The organism is Actinocrispum wychmicini (genome assembly GCF_004345645.1).
GTDB lineage: Bacteria > Actinomycetota > Actinomycetes > Mycobacteriales > Pseudonocardiaceae > Kibdelosporangium > Kibdelosporangium wychmicini.
In genome coordinates, this window is the sequence record NZ_SLWS01000019.1 from 146005 (window position 1) to 162005 (window position 16001).

Here is a 16001-nt window from a genome sequence, read left to right on the forward strand (position 1 = left end):
AGATGATCATCACTAGTCTGTTGGGGCATGGCGGGCGTTGAGGAAATCCGAGCTGGAATCGCGTTGGCGAACGAGAAGTCGCTGGCCGGGATCGCTGCGATCACCCAGGCTTCACTGCAGCTCGACGAGGCGCGGACCGCGCTGCTCGCGGCCACCCAGGGCAGCAGCCAGGCCGATGTCGCGCAGGCGCAAGGATTGCTGACCGAGGCGCTGCAGACGCTGGCCGGGGCGCAGCAGTCGATCCAGGCCAGCATCAATTCCGCCGAGGGCTACGCGGCCAGGCTTTGACAATCTCAGAGCTGGCCGACTCGCTGCGCGCCGTCACCGAGATGATGGAGCGGGCCCGGGCCACCACCTCGGGTGTCGTGCCCCAACTCGCGGAGGCCAAAGCGGCCCTGCTTGTGGTGCGACAGGAGCCGAACGGGTACAACCCTGTTGAGCTGGATCACGCCATGGCGGAGCTGGGCACGGCCGGTGACCTCATCGCCCGCGCCCGGCAGTCGGTCATGGACTACCTGATGAGGCTGTAACCAGATGTTCGGCATAGGCGAACGCCGGCAGCGCGCGCGGCAGGCGCTCGAAGAGCTGCGCGCGGTCCTTCGGCTTGCCCTCGGCGCGGCCGAGGGCGGTCGGGTGGCCGCGCAGACGGCCAAGGACCAGTTGGAGTTCGAGCAGTCGGTGCTGCGGCTCGGCCTGGCCAAGGCCCGGCTCGACCCGGAGGTCACGGACGCCCGTGGCCGGCCGGCGCTGGCCGACACGTGGCACCGGATCATCGCCGAACGGGACGAGATCTACACCGGCTGGCATCCGGACGGCCCGAACCGGCTGCGGCGGATCGTCGCGGAGTCCGCGCCGGGCACGGCCGGCGGGCCGTGGCAGGACTGGCTGGGCCGGCTCGGCCAGGACGCCGGCGGCACCGCCCCGGTGATGTGGCGGATCGGGACCGCGGTCGTCGAGCAGGCACCGCGCGACGACGACTTCCCGGTCGCGGTGCCGTTGTTGGACCGCGCCCACCTGCGGGTGAATTCCGGACCGGACAGCCGGTCCGTTGTGGACTCACTGGTGGAGACGCTGCTGCTGCGGCTGCTGAGCACGTTCACCCCCGGCCTGGTCCGGGTGCACCTGTGGGACATCGGGCACCTGACCGGCTCGTTGCCGAACCTGCAGCCGCTGACGTCGGCCGGGTTGCTGACCGTGCACGACCCGACCCGGCTGGACGACCTGCTGGCGGACCTCGCCGGCCACATCCGGCGGGTGCACGCCCAGGCGATGCGCGCGGGCGAGACGTCGCTGCGGTCCGTCTGCGTCGCGCGAGGTCAACGCGTCGAGCCGTGGCGGGTGGTGGTGCTGTTCGGCAACGGCGAACGGCTCCCCGACGAACAGCACCGCGAGCTGCAACGGGTCGCGCGCACCGGCCTGGACGCCGGGGTGAACCTGATCGCGGTGGACGTGCCACTGTCCGCGAACTGTCCACTGGAGACGATCATCTTCGGCGAGCCGCACCGCGCGACCACAAGCCTGACCGGCCCGGGGGTGCTGTTCCGGCCCGACCCCGCCCTGGACAGCACCCAGGCCAGCCGGGCGGCCACCGCGATCGCCGCCGACCTGGTGGCCCGCCGGGGCCGGCCGCGGACGTTCGAGGACCTGCTGCCGGCCCGGCTGGAACAGCTCACCTCGCACGAGGAGCTGCGGGCGCCGGTCGGGTTCGCCGACGGCGCGCCGGTGGAGGTCGTGCTCGGGGACGCGACCCCGCACGCGCTGATCGCCGGGCCGTCCGGGTCGGGCAAGACCAACTTCCTTTACGCCATGCTCGGCGGCCTGGCCGCGCGGTACTCCCCGGCCGAGCTGGAACTGTACCTTTTGGACTTCAAGGAAGGCGTGTCGTTCGCCGGTCTCGCGCCCGGCCGCAAGGACCCCAGCTGGCTGCCGCAGGCCCGGCTGGTCGGCGTGAACGTGAACACCGACCGGGAGTTCGGCCTGGCGCTGCTGCGGTTCCTCACCCAGGAGCTGGCCCGCCGCGCGGAGGCGGCGAAGCAGCAGGAGGTCACCAAGCTCGCCGAGCTGCGCGAGGCGGACCCGGACGGGCACTGGCCGCGGATCGTGGCGGTGATCGACGAGTTCCAGGCGCTGTTCAGCGGCCGGGACCGGATCACCCAGCAGGCCACGGTGTTGCTGGAGGACGTCGCCCGGCGCGGCCGGTCCCAGGGCATCCACCTGGTGCTGGCCAGCCAGGACATCGCCGGGATCGAGGCGTTCTGGGGCAAGCCGGCCGTGTTCGAGCAGTGCACACTGCGGATCGCCATGCCGAAGGCCAAGCGGGTGCTCGCCGAGACCAACAACGCGGCCTTCAGCCTGCCGCGCTGGCACGCCGTGATCAACCACGATTCCGGTGTGGCGCACGGCAACCAGGTCGCGCACATCCCGGACGCCTCGGCCAAGGGCACGTTCGACAGCCTGCAGGCGCGGCTGTGGGCGACCGGGAACTCGATGGCGCCCAAGCTGTTCGACGGCGCGCACCAGCCGCCACTGGCCGACGCCCTGGACTTCGCCAACCCGACGGGTCCGTTGCTCGGCCAGATCATCGACGTGTCCTGCCGGGCGGCCACGATCTCGTTGGACGCGGTCCCCGGCCGCAACCTCGCGGTGATCGGCACCGCGACCGAGGACGCGATGTCCATTATGGAGAGTTCGGCGCTGTCGTTGGCACGCAAGCACTCCCCTGGCTCGTGCGACTTCTCGGTGTGGTGCGCGGTGCCCGCGTTGACCACCCGCGTCTGCGCGTTGGCCTCGAAACTGTCCCTCGCCGGACATTCCGTGGACCTGCGCACAGACGCCACCATCGCCGACCTGACACCGGCGTCGGCCGAACGGCCGCGGTTCGTGCTGTTCTTCGCGGTGGACGCGGCGCACCAGTGGCTGGAACACAAGGAACCGCCGCTGATGAAGGCCAAACTGGACGATCTCCGCGCGTTGTTGCGCAACGGGCCGGCCAACCACGTGCACACCATCGGCTGGTGGCGCGGGATCGGCCGGCTGAAGGACACCCTCGGCTTCGCCGGCGGCGACGACATCGGCGCCTGGGTCGCGTTGGACGTCCAGGGCGCCGAACTCGGCACGCTCGCGGCCGGCCAGGTGATCGACTGGTCGCCGCGGCCGCGCCGGGCGATCTTCTTCGACAAGTCCACGCACAGCTCGCCGGACGTGATCATCCCCTTCGACACCCAGGACCTGCCGTGACCGACCCCGTCGCCGAGTACAAGGAAATCCTGGACGCCACCAGGCAGGCGTCCCGGAAGCTGGCCGAACGCGAGCGCAAGCGGACAGTCGAGCTCGTCGCGGAGATCCGCGCGGCCGACAAGGCGATCGCCGCGGCCACCGACACCGAGGCCAAGGTCAAGCAGGAGATCCGGGGCTGGTGGGCCGAAGTGGCGGTCCGGATGCACGGCCTGGCCTGGATCACCCCGGGCCGCCCGCTGGATCCCGACCCCGCCGCCCACCCCAGGCTCCTGGACGACTACGTGGCCGAGATCCAGCCGAGGACCAACGCCTTCACGAACATCCTGCGCCGAGCCTCCTGGCCCCGCCGCCCGGCCTAGGCCGTGTTTCAGGTGTCCCGATCGCGATAGCCGGGCCGGATGCGGTCCCTGACGCCACCGCCGGCACGCCCAAAGACAACCAGTATTCGCGGCGTACCGGCGGCGACGCCAGGAACCGCCCCGATCCCGCCTCTCATCGAACGGGACACCTGAAACACGACCTAGCGGACGGCCAAGGCCACGTCGTCGACGACGAACGACGTCTGCAACGAGATGTCCTCGGTGCCGGTGTAGGTCAAGGTCACGGGCAGGCCGGCGAACTGGGACAGGTCGAACGTCCGCAGCTGGTAGCCGTCGGCTTTGTCCAGGTTGGAGTAGGTCGCCAGGATCGAGGTCCCGGCCTGCACGGTCATCGTGTCGTACACGGTCGTCGTGGACGGCTCGGTGCTGTCGATGTGCAGCCAGAACGACAGCGTGGCGCTGCAGTCGAGCGGGATCGTCACCGCCTGGGCCGCGGTGTCGACGTGCACACTGCCGTAGCCGTTGAGCCAGGCGAACTGGGTTCCGCCGTGGGTCGGTTGCGCCGGGGTGCCCGGCACGATCACGCCCGGTGTCGCGATCCAGGAGTCCGCGCCGGACTCGAAGCCCGGGTTGGCGATCAGCTGACCGGCCTGGCAGGGCACTTTCACCGTCAGGGGGAACGTGGCCGTGCCCGACTTGCCGGTGGAGTCGGTCGCGGTGAGAGTGATCGTGGACGTGCCGCGGGTCGTCGGTGTGCCGGACAGCAACCCGGTGTCGCTCAGCGTGAGGCCGTCCGGCAGGTTACCGGCCGTCCACGTGTACGGCCCGCCGTCGCCGCCGAAAGCGGTGAGCTGGAGGTCGAACCGGGCGCCGACGGTCGCGGTCCGCGGGCCGGGCACGACGATCACGGGAATGAGGGCGGGGTTGGTGAACAGCAGGCGGTTCGGGGAGCCCACGCCCGGGTCGGTGATCTTGCCGGCGGTCGCGTGATCAAGCAGGGCGGCCTGGACGGCGGCGGGCGAGTCGGTGGGGTGAGCGGCCAGCCACAGCGCGGCGGCGCCGCTGACGTGCGGGGCGGCCATCGACGTGCCGCCGTCGACTTTGGTGGCGTTGTCGTCGGTGTTCCACGCGGACACGATGTCCACGCCCGGGGCGTACAGATCGGTGCACGGCCCGAAGTTGGAGAACCAGGCCCGCGCGTCGGTGCGGTCCGAGGCGTTCACGGTGATCGCCTCGGTCACCTTCGCCGGGGTGAAGTTGCAGGCGTCCTTGGTGGAGTTGCCCGAGGAGATCGAGAACGTCACACCGGACGCGATGGCGGCGCGCACGGCGTCCTCGGTGGCCGCGTCGCCGCCTTCCGCGCCGAGACTCATGTTCGCCACCGCCGGCTTGACCGCGTGTTCGGTCACCCAGTTCACGCCGTCGACGACCTGCGCGAACGTGCCGTTGCCCCGGCAGTCCAGGACCTTCACGGCGACCAGCTGCACGCGCTTGGCCACACCGTACGGGTCGCCGCCGAGGATGCCGGCGACGTGCGTGCCGTGACCGAAACAGTCGGTGTCGGTCGTGTCGACCGAGTTGTGCCCCCAGGTCGCGCGGCCGCCGAACGCGCTGTGCGTGACCCGGATGCCACTGTCGATCACATACGCGTGGACGTTGCCGGCGGTGTTGTCGTACGTGTAGGAGTTGTCCAACGGGAGGTCACGTTGGTCGACGCGGTCAAGTCCCCAGGACGGCGGGTTGGGCTGGACGTCGGTGGCCCGCACCTGGGCGTCCTGCTCGACGAACGCGACGCGTTGGTCGGCGGCCATCCGGCGCGCCTGGTCGGGGCTCATGCTGACCGCGAATCCGTTCAGGGCGCTCTGCCAGGCGACCTTCACCTGGCCGCCGTATCTGGCGGTCAGGTCACTCGCGGTCAGCGAGGATCTGGATTTCGGCGACGCGCTGTCCTTGATCCGTACGATGTAGCTGTTCGGCACGGCACCGGCCCGGCCGGCGCCGAGGACCTGAGCTTCCGCGGCCGACACGGGCTGTGCCGCCGCGATGGTCAACGACAGGGCTGTCGAGACGGCCAGCCCGACAAGCGGGACTCCCATGTGGAGTTCTCCATTCTTCGGCGGGAAACGACTGGAGCGTACTGTAATGAGCAACGAGAATTCGCCGTCGTGGCAATGGCCCGAAGCGGAGTGGCGCGGGCATGTCGACGCGGTCCGCGCGGGTCGTTCGCTTGTGCCCGAACAGTGGCCGCACGGCGCCAGGGCGGTGGTGGCGCTGTCCTTCGACTCGGACCACGAGACAATTCCGCTGCGCGACGGGCACACCAGTCCCGGGCTGCTGGCCGCGGGCGAGTACGGATCACGGACCGCGGCGCCGCGTGTGCTGGAACTGCTTGCGCGCCACGACATCCCGGCCACGTTCTTCATGCCGGCCGTGTCCGCGTTACTGCATCCGGCGGAAGCCCGTGGATATGTCGAGGCGGGCCACGAGATCGGGGTGCACGGCTGGATTCACGAGCGCAACACGCAACTGACCGGCGCGGACGAGAAGAAACTGATCGAACGGTCCCGGGACACCCTCGCCGACATCACCGGCCAGCTCCCGGTCGGCATCCGGACGCCGTCGTGGGATTTCTCCGCCACCACCCTGCCGGCCATCCTGGAGCTGGGTTTCCACTATGACTCGTCATTGATGGCGGATGACGAACCGTACGAGGTGCTGGCGAACGGTGAACCGACCGGACTCGTGGAGATCCCGGTGGACTGGATCCGGGACGACGCGCCGTATTTCACGATGGACAGGTTCGGCTCGTCGCGGCCGTACACCCGACCGCGGGATGTCCTGGAGATCTGGACGGACGAGTTCGACGCGGCCTATCGGACGGGTGGCGTGTTCCAGCTCACCATGCACCCCCATGTGATCGGACACCGGTCACGCCTGGTGATCCTGCGTGAGCTGATCGACCATATCGTTGCCCACCAGGACATCTGGTTCGCAACGCACGCCCAACTCGCCGAAGTCGCCGCGCGCCAGTGTTAGCGTCAGGCCGTGACGGCACCTTACGAAGCACTCGCCCAGGTCTACGACCGATGGAACGCCCGAGCGGACTATCAACGCTGGGCCCGTTTTCTCGATGAATGTTTCACCGGTTCCGGCTCGACCACGCGAGTTCTGGACGTGTGCTGTGGGACAGGCCGGATGATCGGCCCGTTGCAGCGCCTCGGTTACCAGGTCGCCGGGGTCGACGGTTCGGCGGCGATGTTGGCGGAAGCCAAAGCGAATGTCGCGCCGGGAACACGATTACGCCACGCGCGGCTGCCCGGCGCACCGCCCGAGGATCCGGTCGCGGATGCCGCGATTTCCTGTTTCGACAGCGTCAACTACTTCGTGGGCGACGAAGATCTGCTCGGCCTGTTCCGGTTCGTCGCCGCCTCACTGCGTGCCGGCGGCCTGTACGTGTTCGACACCAACTCCCCGTACAAACTCAGGGAGTTCTACGGCAACAACAACTTCGGCGACGACTTCGGCGAGTTCGCCTATGTGTGGCGCAACCGGCTGGCGGACCAGCGGATCCGTTTCCTCATCACGATTTTCACGGCCGCGGACAGCGGATACGACCGGCATGAGGAAGTCCACGAACAGCGCCTGTACGACGTCGAGGAAATCACCGCGGCGGCGAACACGGCCGGTTTCGCCGTCGTCGGACTGAAGGACAACTACAGCACCACCGAGGCGCACGAGAAGACGCTGCGCCAGACCTGGATCCTCCGCCGGGAGTCCACTTAGGTCATTCACGTCGGGCGCGGGCCCGGCGTTTCCCCTCGTGCATCGCCTGCACCCGGGCCACCGGAATGGTGTGGCCCTCGGCGATCAGGTCCGCGGGCAACTCCTGCGGTTGCGGCATGTGCTCGGCCCACGGGTCCCGGTCACCCAGCAACCCCGGCGCGGTCCGCACGGTGAAGTCGGCCGGCGTGACCGAGTCCAGGTCGTCCCAGCCGACCGGGAACGACACCGGCAGGCCGTCCCGCAGCCGCGGGCTGTACGCGGCCGCGACAGTCGCTCCACCGGCGCGGGTGGAGTCCAGGAACACCTTGCCGTGCCTGTCTTCCCGGATGAACGCGGTCGTCGCGAGGACGGGGTCGATCCGCTCGGCCCTGGCCGCGACCGCGCGGGTGGCCGCGGCCACGTCCTCGATCGCGTGCGCCTGGATCGGCACGAACACGTGCACGCCCTTGGCGCCGCTGGTCTTGACCGCGCCCCGCAACCCGTCGTTCGCCAGCGCTTCTCGCACCAGATGCGCGGCGCGAATGGCGAGGTCGAACCCGCCGCCCTCGGGCGGGTCGAGATCGAGGATCATGTGCGTCGGGTGGTCCCAGCCGGCCGGCATGAGCGCCGGGTGGTACTCGACCGCGCGCTGGTTGGCGAACCAGATCAACGTCCGCCGGTCGTTACAGAGCGCGTACGACACTTCCCGCTTGGAACTGTCCGCCCAGAGCGTCGCCCGTTGCACGAAATCCGGCGTGTACTTGGGCAGGTTCTTCTGCATGAACGGCTCCTGGCCGCGCAGGATCCGCTGCACGGTCAGCGGCCGGTCGGCCAGCACCGGCAGGATCCGGTCACTCACCGCGTCCAGATAGTCGACCAGGTCCCGTTTGCTGGCGCCGCCGAACACCGGCTGGTCCAGGTTGGTGAGCGGCACGCCGTCCCGTTCCTCACTCATTGACCCACCTTATGCCCGTGGACAGATGACCATGACCTCCGGCTAATCTGAAGATGTGTCACGTAATCTGCCGGACATCGATCCGACCGTGCCCAGCATCGCCCGCGTGTACGACGCGTTCCTGGGCGGCAAGGACCACTACGAGGTGGACCGGCAGGTGCTCACCGAGATCCTGAAGATCGCGCCGGAGGCGCCGCGGATCGGCCGGGAGTGCCGCGCGTGGCTCATCCGCGTGGTCCGGTTCCTGGCCGCCAGCGCCGGCATCGACCAGTTCCTCGACGTCGGCTCCGGCCTGCCCACCGCGGAGAACACCCACCAGGCGGTCCAGCGGATCAACGCCGAGGCCCAGGTCGTGTACGTGGACAACGACCCCATGGTCGCCGCGCACGGCCGCGCCCTGCTTGAGGAGAACGACCGCACCCACTTCGTCGTCGGCGACCTGCGCCACCCGGCCGAACTGCTGAAGGACCCGGTGGTGTCCCGGTACCTGGACTGGACCCGCCCGATCGGCCTGATCCAGAGCAACACCGTCCACCACGTCGCCGACGAGTACCAGCCCAACCAGGTGATGGCCGCGTACATCGACAGTTTGCCGTCCGGGTCGTACGTGGCCATCTCGCACCTGCACAACCCGGACGACGGCAGCGACCGGGCCGAACTGGCCAAGGAGTCCGAAGCCAAGTACATGGCGATGATGGGCTCCTGCCACTTCCGTACCCGCGAGCGGATCGCGAGCTACTTCACCGGCCTGGAAATGGTCGAACCAGGCCTGACGTACCTGTTCGAGTGGTGGCCGGACGGGCCGCGGATGACCGAACCGGCCACCGGCGAGTACCTCCTCCTCGGCGGCGTCGGCCGCAAGCCGTAGGGCGGGACACGCCCTAGCCGAGGTAGGCGGCGGCTTGCAGGGTGAACAGTTCGGCGTAGCCGCCGTCGAGGTCCATCAGTTCCTCGTGGGTGCCCTGTTCCGCCAGTTGGCCGAGTTCCAGCAGCAGGATCCGGTCGGCCTGGCGCACGGTGGAGAACCGGTGCGAGATGTAGAGCGTGGTCCGGCCCTCCGCCAGCTTGCGCAGCCGGGCGAACAGGTCGTGTTCGGCCTGGGCGTCCAGCGCCGAGGTCGGCTCGTCCAGCACGAGGATCGGCGCGTCCCGGATGAACGCCCTGGCCAGTGCGATCTTCTGCCACTCGCCGCCGGACAGGCTGACCCCTTCGTCGAACCACCGGCCCAGTGGGCTGTCGAACCCGCGCGGCAGGCGTTCGATCCGGTCGGCGATCCCGCCCCGCCGGGCAGCGTCCTCGATCAGCGGCCGGTCGGTCAGGTGGTCAAGGTCGCCGAGCCCGATGTTCTCCGCCGCGGTGGCCTGGTAGCTCACGTGGTCCTGGAACATCGCGCTGATCCGGGCCCGCAGGTCGGCCGGGTCCAGGTCGCGGATGTCCACGCCGTCCAGCAGGATCCGCCCCTCGGTCGGGTCGTAGAGCCGGCACAGCAGTTTGATCAACGTGGACTTGCCGGCGCCGTTGCGCCCCACCACGGCGACCGTCTCCCCCGGGCTGATCTCGAAACTCACGTCCCGCAGCGCCGGCTCGTCCGCCCCGGGGTACGCGAACGACACCCGGTCGAACGTGATGTGCCCGCGCAGCGGCTCCGGCATCGGCTTCGGCTCGGCTGGGGCGGTGATCTCCGGTTTGGTCGCCAGGAACTTGTAGAGCGTGTCCAGATACAGGTTGTTCTCGTACATCCCGGAGAACCCGGAGAACAGGCCGCCGACCGCGGCCTGCACCTGGGTCGTGGCCGTGGTGAACAGCGTGAGGTCGCCGAGGGTGAGCTCGCCGGTGACCGCGCGCAGGGCGATGTACAGGTAGATCAGGGAACCGGCGAACGTGCTGACCATGCTCCAGCCGGTGCTGGCCACGGTCCGCTGGCGGATCAGCTTGCGTTCCCTGGCGTAGTGCGCCTTGCCGAGCTTGTCGAACCGGTCGGTCAGGTAGCCGCCGAGGCCGAAAAGCTTGACCTCCTTGGCATACGTGTCCGTGGTGACCAAAGAGGACAGATAGTCCATCCGGCGCCTGATCGGCGACAGCAGCGTGTTGAGAAAGAACGAGCGAGCCCCGTAGCGGGACTGCGAGATGAACGCGGGCAGGGGCGCGAGCAGGGCGACCACCGCCAGCACCGGGCTCACCGCCACCAGCAGGGCGATCATGCTGGCGAACGTGATGGCCGTCTGCACCAGGCCCAGCGCCGAGTTCATCATCGACATCGGGCGCGACGGCGCCTCCTGGGACGCCTGGCGCATCAGGTCGTACGACGTCGAGCCCTCGAAGAACTCCAGGTGCATCTGGGCGGCGTGCGCCATCACCTGGTGGCGGATGGTCAACGTCATCCGTTCCTGCAGCAGCTGCTGGCTGATCGTGATGACCGACCGGACCACCGAGCTGACCGTCAGGATCACCAACTGGATGACGGCCACCCCGATGATCTTGCCTTCGGTCGTCAGGTACAGGTCGCCGACCAGCGGGACGCCGAGCACCGCCTGGTCCGGCCGGCCGGTCGTGTGCACCTGGATCGCCTGGACGACCGCGTCCATCAACAGCTTCGCCACGTAGGCGGTCGCGGTCGGCACCAGTCCACTCACGACAGTGGCGACCACGATGGTGACGGTCAACGGCTTGCTGGCGCCCCAGGTCAGCCGGAACACCCTGGGTAACCCGCGGACCGTGCCGCTGACCGACTCACGCATCCGCCTCAGCCGGGACCTGAGGTCGGTGGGCTGGTCCGTCGGCCGTGGCTCCGGGACGCCGACCGGCCCGGTGAGGCCGCTGTCCGGGACCGCGTTCGGCGGGCGCCGCCGCCTGCCGCGCATCAGGAACTGCTCGATGCCGCCCCCACCGCCAGGCATCATGTGAGCGCTCCGTGCAGGAAGAGGTCGATCAACTCGGCCGTGCTCGGCGCGTTCTCCGGCGACCTGCCGCGGTTCATCATCAGGCTGGTGAGCACCATGGCCAGCTGCGCCGCGGGCAGCCGGAGCCGGCCCGCCTCGGGTTCGAACAGCTCGGCCAACGCGTCCCGCACGGCGTGCAGCGACTCGCGGCGGGCGTCCTTCGGGCGGCCACGGCGTTCCCGGTGGTAGCCGGACGCGTGCAGCGAGCCGAACAGCGCACCCATCCGGGCCATGTGGGCGGCCAGCGCGGAGGCGGCCTCGACCAGGCGTTCGTCCAGCGGGATGTCCAGGGGGATGGCGGCGATCGCGTCCAGTGCGTGATCCATCCGGACCGCCTCGGCCACGCAGGCGTCGAGCAGCTCGTCCTTGTCGGTGAACGCCCGGAACACCGTGGCCTCGCCGATTCCGGCGGCGCGGGCGATCTGGCTGGTGGTGATCGCCGCGCCGTACTCGACCAGCAGTGGGAGCACCGCGCTGACGATCATCTCGCGGCGTTTCTCCGGACTCATGCCGGGCGCACGGCGACGCGGCGGCTCCCCTACGTCAGTGTCTTCCATGCCCCCAGTGTGCGGAGTGAGCGCTCACTCCGTCAACTCGATTAGCCGCCGGCGTCAGATTCTGCGCAGGAGGACGAAGTCACCTGCCTGGGCCACCGTCCGGTACGTCGTCGCCCGGACCCGGGCCAGGTCGTTGGCCATCCACTCGGCGCTGAACGGCCAGTTCGGGAAACGCGTGTCCGTCACGATCCACTCCTCGGTGGGCTCGCTGGCGTTCAGGTGCGGGAAGAGGGTGATCCGACAACGGTTCGTCAGGTGTGGGGCGAGGTTGTTGGACGCGGCCACGACCGCGTCGTCCGGGATCATGTCCATCAGGCGCTGGGCGTCGGTCGCGCGCTGGCTCACCTGCCACGTCTGCGGTTTGAGCAGCTTGCCGACGGGCTCGCCGGTGATCCCGACGACCGCCATCACGACGCATGCCACGACGGCGACCCGGCGGACTCGTCGGAAGGTCCCTTCGGGCAGCATCCGCTTCCCGGACGTGAGCGCGTCCACCAGGCCGAAGTAGATGATCGGCATGAGCACCGCGCTGTAGTGGAAGCCGACCACCCAGTAGCTCTGGTTCACGGAGATGAACCGCCAGGTCAGCGTCGGGATGACGAGCGCGGTGACGGGCGAGAACAACGCCAGGAACGCGGTCGGCGCGAACAGCGCGGCCAGCAGGAACAGCTTCTGCTGGGGCGCCACCAGGCGCTCGGGCGCGCTCGTCAGGAGGTCCCACAGGCCGCCGCCACTGCCCAGGTCGTGGGTGAACCCGTACTGCCCGGCGGGGTTCATCGACGGGATGATCACCAGCAGGATGAGCAGGAAGCTGGCCAGCGCCCCGGCGATCGTCCACAGGCCGAGCTTGCGCTGGCCCTTGCAGAACACGTAGAGGCCGATCGCGGCGAGGGTGAAGGGCAGGTCCTCCTTGACAAGGACCAGCGGCGCCGCCCACCACACGGCCGCCTGCCAACGCTGCGTGAGCAGGCATTCGATCGAGAACGCCAGCAGCGGCACGGCGAAGACGACCTCGTGGAAGTCGAAGTCCACAGTGGTCTGCAAACCCCACGACAGTCCATACGCGACACCGATGGCGGTCGCCGTGCGCGCGCCGAACCGCCGCTGCGCCACGCGGACGATCGGCACCGCGGACACGCCCAGAAGGGCAGCCTGCGCGACCATCAGCGTGATCGGGCTCGGGAAGAGCCGGTAGACCGGCGCGATGGTGGCGAGGATCGGGTGGAAGTGGTCGCCGAGCAGGACGAAGCCCGGGGCCTTCAGGTCCGACACCGGCGCCTCGAAGTGCGCGTAGGCCCGGATCGCCTGTTCGAAGATCCCCAGGTCGTACCCGGTGGTGCCGAGTCTCAGATGGTTGGTGACCGAGACCAGGGTGTAGATCACGAAGAACACACCGCCCACTGCCCACGGCAGCGAACGCGGCCGGCAACTTTCCGGCGCGGCGGACACGTCTATGCGGATAGGTGAGGCGAGCTGCACGCCGACAGGCTGCCCAGGGGGTGCTGAGCCGGACCTGAAGGTTGCTGAAGACGGCTTCAGCAACGGGATCGAGACCGTGGCAGGGTGGGACGCGATGCGGGTACTGGTGGTTGAGGACGAACGGCGGCTGGCCGCGGCGCTGAAGCGCGGCCTCGAGGCGAACAGCTTCGCTGTCGACCTAGCGCACAACGGCAGCGACGCGTTGTGGATGGCCGAGCAGCGGCCGTACTCGGCGATCGTGCTGGACATCATGCTGCCCGGGATGAACGGCTACCGGGTGTGCGCCGAGCTGCGCCGGGCCGGCGTGACCACGCCGATCATGATTCTGTCCGCCAAGGACGGCGAGTACGACGAGGCCGAAGGCCTGGACACCGGCGCGGACGACTACATGACCAAGCCGTTCTCGTACGTGGTCCTGGTGGCCCGGTTGCGGGCGTTGCTGCGTCGGGGGCACGCGGCGCCGGCACAGCTGCGCGTGGACGACCTGGTGGTCGACCCGGCCCGCGGTGTCTGCGTACGCGCTGACCAGCAAATCCTGTTGACGGCGCGCGAGTTCGCCGTGCTGGAGTGCCTGGCCCGGCGGGCGAACCTGGTGCTGAGCAAGTCGGAGATCCTGCAGCACGTGTGGGACGAGCACTACGAAGGCGACGTGAACGTGGTGGAGGTGCATGTGAGCGCCCTGCGGCGGAAGATCGACCAGCCGTTCGGCCGGCGGAGCATCGAGACCGTGCGCGGGATGGGATACAGATTGGTGGGACGTGCCAGTTAGGTGGTGGGCGCGGCTGCCGGTCCAGTTTCGGGCGGCGGTGGCCGCCGGGATGATCTCGTTGGTCCTGTTGACCGGTGGGGCGCTGTGGCTGCGCGCGTCGATCGCAGACATGGACCAGACGCGGGTCACCGCCCGGATCGACGGCGGCTGGGCTGTGCTGTCCGCGCTTGAGGACACAGTGCGGGCCGGGAATCCGTTGCCGGATCTGAAAACGCCGTATGAGATCGTCGGCGCCAACGGCCGTTTCCTGCCGTCGAACAACAGGGACGTGCGTGACCTGCAGGAGATCTTCGGCCAGCCGGTCGTGCGGTACGGCGAAGGGTTCCCCGGGGTTCAGGTGGTGCGCACCGCCGGGCTGGACGTGGTCACCGAGACCAAGGGCTACCAGTGGCCGGCGTGGACGGCGGTGACCGAGACCATCCCGACACCGCCGGGTCAGACCGAACGGTTCGGCGACCGGGTGCGGATCAACGTGTTCGTCACCCGGCCGGACGAGAATCCCCTGCCCGAACTGGACCGCGTGCTGTGGCCGAGCGTGCCGGGCGCGGCCCTGCTGATCGCCTTCGTCGCCTGGATCGCCGCACGGCAGGCACTTCGTCCAATCGAACGGATCCGCCTGCAAACCGCGGCGGTCACAGCCACGTCCTTGGACCGACGGATCCCGTTGCCGCGCTCGTGGTTCGGCCGGTGGTCGATCGGCGCCCGCGCGGCTGTCGCGGCGGGCCTGATCGCGGCGGGCCCGTTCATCGGCGGCGTCCTGTGGCTGCGGCACACAATCGACGAGATCTACACCGCGCGGATGATGGCCAACAGCGAGGCGTTCTTCGCCGCCGGCGAGGCTTTGGCGGTCGCTTCGCCGTTGGGGAAGTCGATCCCTCCATCGGATTCGTACGTCATCACCGGCGGTGTCGTGACCGAGCGGCGGACAGTCAACCCAGCGCCGGGTCTCGACCGGGTGCTGTGGCCCGGCGTGCCTGCCGGGGTCGCGTTGGTCGGCTTCACCGCGTGGGCGGCGACAACTCGCGCCCTGGTGCCTGTGGAGAGGATCCGCAAGCAGGTCAAGGTGATCACCGCGCACAAACTGGACGTGCGCGTGCCGGTACCGCCAACCCGGGACGCGATCACCAACCTGGCGGTGACCCTGAACGAAACCCTGGACCGCCTGGAGAAGTCAGTTGCCGCACAACGCCAGTTCATCGCGGACGCGGCACACGAACTGCGAAGCCCCATCGCCAGCCTACGAACAGTGTTGGAAGTCGCCGCCGACCACCCGGACCGCGCGGACTGGCCAGCCGTGGTGCGCGACGCCGTGACCGACACCCAACGCCTCCAGGACCTGGCCGAAGACCTGTTACTGTTGGCCCGACTGGATTCCGCGCAGCCCCAACGTGTCACCGAACTGGACCTGACTGAGCTGGTGAAGTCGGAGGCAGCGGGCCGCGCCACCCTGAACACCAATGGTCCCGCCACAATGACCGGCAACCCCGCTCAACTCACCCGCCTACTTCGCAACTTGGTGGACAACGCCGAACGGCACGCGGCAACCGAGGTGACGGTGTCCGTCCTGTCCACTCCCCTTGCCGTCACCGTCGAAGTCACGGACGATGGACTCGGAATCGCTCCGGAGGACCGCGAGCGTGTGTTCGAACGATTCACCAGGCTTGACGAGTCCAGGGATTCGGCCAGCGGCGGGGCTGGGCTCGGCCTGGCTATCGCTCGCGAGATCGCCCATGCCAACGGCGGGACACTCGTCGTTTCGGACCGTTCGCCTGGCGCTACTTTCGTGGCTTCTTTTGTTCGGTCCTGAGTGGACCTCCTTTCGTGACTGTCAAAAGATGTTCGCTCGCCGCTCGGGCAGGCCGCCAAGAGGGAGCCTGTTGTCGTATTTTTGCTGCTGTGGTTGGGTTGTTTTATCGTGGCGTCTCCCTCCCGTGTGGCCTGCCCAAGGGAATCGCATCTGTCAGGTGGGGTCCAGCTTGGTCT

14 protein-coding genes are annotated in these 16001 nt (G+C 69.0%); 9 read left to right on the forward strand and 5 right to left on the reverse strand.

What is annotated here, in order from left to right; all coding sequences use genetic code 11:
- Positions 1 to 27 precede the first annotated feature (27 nt).
- Genes EV192_RS50685 through EV192_RS50700 form a run of 4 tightly spaced genes read left to right on the forward strand, consistent with a single transcriptional unit; the run spans position 28 to position 3596 of the window.
- A complete protein-coding gene (locus EV192_RS50685) occupies positions 28 to 288 on the forward strand; it encodes a hypothetical protein (protein ID WP_132125996.1) in 261 nt (86 codons plus the stop codon).
- Complete coding sequence (locus tag EV192_RS50690; protein ID WP_132125997.1) at positions 285 to 530, forward strand: hypothetical protein; 246 nt, start codon at positions 285 to 287, stop codon at positions 528 to 530. The genes EV192_RS50685 and EV192_RS50690 overlap by 4 nt, the downstream gene beginning before the upstream one ends.
- A 4-nt stretch (positions 531 to 534) precedes the next feature.
- Complete coding sequence (locus EV192_RS50695) at positions 535 to 3237, forward strand: FtsK/SpoIIIE domain-containing protein (protein ID WP_132125998.1); 2703 nt, start codon at positions 535 to 537, stop codon at positions 3235 to 3237.
- On the forward strand, positions 3234 to 3596 hold the full coding sequence (locus EV192_RS50700; RefSeq protein WP_132125999.1) for a hypothetical protein: 363 nt from the start codon (positions 3234 to 3236) through the stop codon (positions 3594 to 3596). Before EV192_RS50695 ends, EV192_RS50700 begins: the two co-directional genes overlap by 4 nt.
- A 161-nt stretch (positions 3597 to 3757) precedes the next feature.
- On the opposite strand, the gene EV192_RS50705 is transcribed toward EV192_RS50700, so the two are convergent.
- Positions 3758 to 5653, reverse strand: coding sequence for a S8 family peptidase (locus EV192_RS50705; RefSeq protein ID WP_132126000.1), 1896 nt, complete (start codon positions 5651 to 5653; stop codon positions 3758 to 3760).
- A 46-nt stretch (positions 5654 to 5699) separates the two neighbouring features.
- On the opposite strand from EV192_RS50705, the gene EV192_RS50710 reads away from it, so the two are divergent.
- On the forward strand, positions 5700 to 6593 hold the full coding sequence (locus EV192_RS50710; protein ID WP_132126001.1) for a polysaccharide deacetylase family protein: 894 nt from the start codon (positions 5700 to 5702) through the stop codon (positions 6591 to 6593).
- Positions 6594 to 6602: 9 nt separating this feature from the next.
- Positions 6603 to 7340, forward strand: a complete 738-nt coding sequence (locus EV192_RS50715) for a class I SAM-dependent DNA methyltransferase (RefSeq protein ID WP_132126002.1) — start codon at positions 6603 to 6605, stop codon at positions 7338 to 7340.
- A gap of 1 nt (position 7341) precedes the next feature.
- On the opposite strand, the gene EV192_RS50720 is transcribed toward EV192_RS50715, so the two are convergent.
- Positions 7342 to 8274, reverse strand: a complete 933-nt coding sequence (locus EV192_RS50720; RefSeq protein ID WP_132126003.1) for a DNA polymerase domain-containing protein — start codon at positions 8272 to 8274, stop codon at positions 7342 to 7344.
- Between the two features lie 55 nt (positions 8275 to 8329).
- Here EV192_RS50720 and EV192_RS50725 point away from each other — a divergent pair, with 55 nt between their 5' ends.
- Entirely contained in the window at positions 8330 to 9142 is an 813-nt protein-coding gene (locus EV192_RS50725) for an SAM-dependent methyltransferase (protein WP_132126004.1), read from the forward strand.
- 13 nt (positions 9143 to 9155) lie between these two features.
- On the opposite strand, the gene EV192_RS50730 is transcribed toward EV192_RS50725, so the two are convergent.
- The 3 genes from EV192_RS50730 to EV192_RS50740 all read right to left on the reverse strand — a co-directional run bounded on the left by EV192_RS50730 (position 9156) and on the right by EV192_RS50740 (position 13219).
- Positions 9156 to 11171 (reverse strand): ABC transporter ATP-binding protein, encoded by a 2016-nt coding sequence (locus tag EV192_RS50730; protein ID WP_424923454.1) that lies wholly within the window; start codon positions 11169 to 11171, stop codon positions 9156 to 9158.
- Positions 11171 to 11722 (reverse strand): TetR/AcrR family transcriptional regulator, encoded by a 552-nt coding sequence (locus EV192_RS50735; protein WP_132126023.1) that lies wholly within the window; start codon positions 11720 to 11722, stop codon positions 11171 to 11173. The genes EV192_RS50730 and EV192_RS50735 overlap by 1 nt, the downstream gene beginning before the upstream one ends.
- 102 nt (positions 11723 to 11824) lie before the next feature.
- Positions 11825 to 13219 carry a DUF2079 domain-containing protein gene (locus tag EV192_RS50740; protein ID WP_165961020.1) on the reverse strand — a complete coding sequence of 465 codons (1395 nt, stop codon included), beginning with the start codon at positions 13217 to 13219 and terminating at the stop codon, positions 11825 to 11827.
- A gap of 124 nt (positions 13220 to 13343) precedes the next feature.
- On the opposite strand from EV192_RS50740, the gene EV192_RS50745 reads away from it, so the two are divergent.
- Together EV192_RS50745 and EV192_RS50750 are read left to right on the forward strand one after the other, a co-directional pair.
- Positions 13344 to 14018: a response regulator transcription factor gene (locus EV192_RS50745; protein ID WP_132126007.1), complete on the forward strand. Its 675-nt coding sequence runs from the start codon at positions 13344 to 13346 to the stop codon at positions 14016 to 14018.
- A complete protein-coding gene (locus EV192_RS50750) occupies positions 14008 to 15825 on the forward strand; it encodes a sensor histidine kinase (protein ID WP_132126008.1) in 1818 nt (605 codons plus the stop codon). The genes EV192_RS50745 and EV192_RS50750 overlap by 11 nt, the downstream gene beginning before the upstream one ends.
- Positions 15826 to 16001: the final 176 nt, after the last annotated feature.